This is a genomic window from Chitinophaga sp. RCC_12 (assembly GCF_041360695.1).
Taxonomy (GTDB): Bacteria; Bacteroidota; Bacteroidia; order Chitinophagales; family Chitinophagaceae; genus Chitinophaga.
In genome coordinates this window covers 1-1667 of record NZ_JBFUPS010000022.1, presented here as the reverse complement: position 1 = coordinate 1667, position 1667 = coordinate 1, and the positions used below count along the sequence as shown (strand labels likewise).

At 48.5% G+C, this 1667-nt stretch carries 1 protein-coding gene; it reads right to left on the bottom strand.

The genetic code is table 11. The features are described 5' to 3' along the window. Window positions 1-1667 (bottom strand): hypothetical protein (locus tag AB6805_RS32405; RefSeq protein WP_370913571.1); only part of this gene is annotated, 1667 nt, incomplete at both ends.

The following is a 1667-nucleotide window of genomic DNA, read 5'->3' as shown; positions in this document are numbered from 1 at the left end:
AAGGTAGTTTTATCACATGCTGTCTGGTCAGTACCTGCATTGCGCATCACTGGTTTGAGCAGGCTGGTGATAACAACTGTATCGGATTTATTGGCGCTACAGGTGCCGTTTGAAATGCTCCAGATCAGCTGTACCGCAGCATTGGCCGGAACGGTAACATTAGTGTTGGCCTTGTTTTTATCAACAAAAGTTACCGCAGCAGTGGTGGGCAGGAAAGTCCAGGTGCCTTGTGCATTCAGCTCCGTAGGCTCAGTAGCATTAAGCGTAAAGGTAGTTTTATCACATGCTGTCTGGTCAGTACCTGCATTGCGCATCACTGGTTTGAGCAGGCTGGTGATAACAACCGTATCTGATTTGTCGGCGCTACAGGTACCATTTGAAATGCTCCAGATCAGTTTCACCACAGCATTGGCAGGAACTGTAACACTCGTGTTAGCCTTGTTTTTATCTACAAAAGTTACCGCCGCAGTAGCAGGCAGGAAAGTCCAGGTGCCTTGTGCATTCAGCTCAGTAGGCTCGGTGGCATTAAGCGTAAAGGTAGTTTTATCACATGCTGTCTGGTCAGTACCTGCATTGCGCATCACTGGTTTGAGCAGGCTGGTGATAACAACGGTATCCGATTTGTCGGCGCTACAGGTGCCGTTTGAAATGCTCCAGATCAGCTGTACCGCAGCATTGGCCGGAACGGTAACATTGGTGTTTGCCTTGTTTTTATCAACAAAAGTTACCGCCGCAGTAGTAGGCAGGAACGTCCAGGTACCTTTTGCATTCAGCTCAGTAGGCTCGGTAGCATTGAGCGTAAAGGTAGTTTTATCACATGCTGTCTGGTCAGTACCTGCATTGCGCATCACTGGTTTGAGCAGGCTGGTGATAACAACCGTATCTGATTTATCGGCGCTACATGTACCGTTGGAAATACTCCAGATTAACTGTACCGCAGCATTAGCCGGAACGGTAACACTCGTGTTTGCTTTGTTTTTATTTACAAAGGTTACCGCAGCAGTAGCAGGCAGGAAGGTCCAGGTGCCTTGTGCGTTCAGCTCAGTAGGCTCGGTAGCATTGAGTGTAAAGGTGGTTTTATCACACGCTGTCTGGTCAGTGCCTGCATTACGCATCACTGGTTTGAGCAGGCTGGTGATGGTAACGGTATCCGATTTGTCGGCGCTACAGGTGCCGTTTGAAATGCTCCAGATCAGCTGTACCGCAGCATTGGCCGGAACAGTAACATTGGTGTTGGCTTTGTTTTTATCTACAAAGGTTACCGCAGCAGTAGCAGGCAGGAATGTCCAGGTGCCTTTTGCATTCAGTTCAGTAGGCTCGGTAGCATTAAGCGTAAAGGTAGTTTTATCACATGCTATCTGGTCAGTACCTGCATTGCGCATCACTGGTTTGAGCAGGCTGGTGATAACAACCGTATCTGATTTGTCGGCGCTACAGGTACCATTTGAAATGCTCCAGATCAGTTGTACCGCAGCATTGGCCGGAACAGTAACATTGGTGTTGGCTTTGTTTTTATCTACAAAGGTTACGGCAGCAGTAGCAGGCAGGAACGTCCAGGTACCTTTTGCATTCAGCTCAGTAGGCTCAGTAGCATTGAGCGTAAAGGTAGTTTTATCACATGCTGTCTGGTCAGTGCCTGCATTGCGCATCACTGGTTTGAGCAGGCT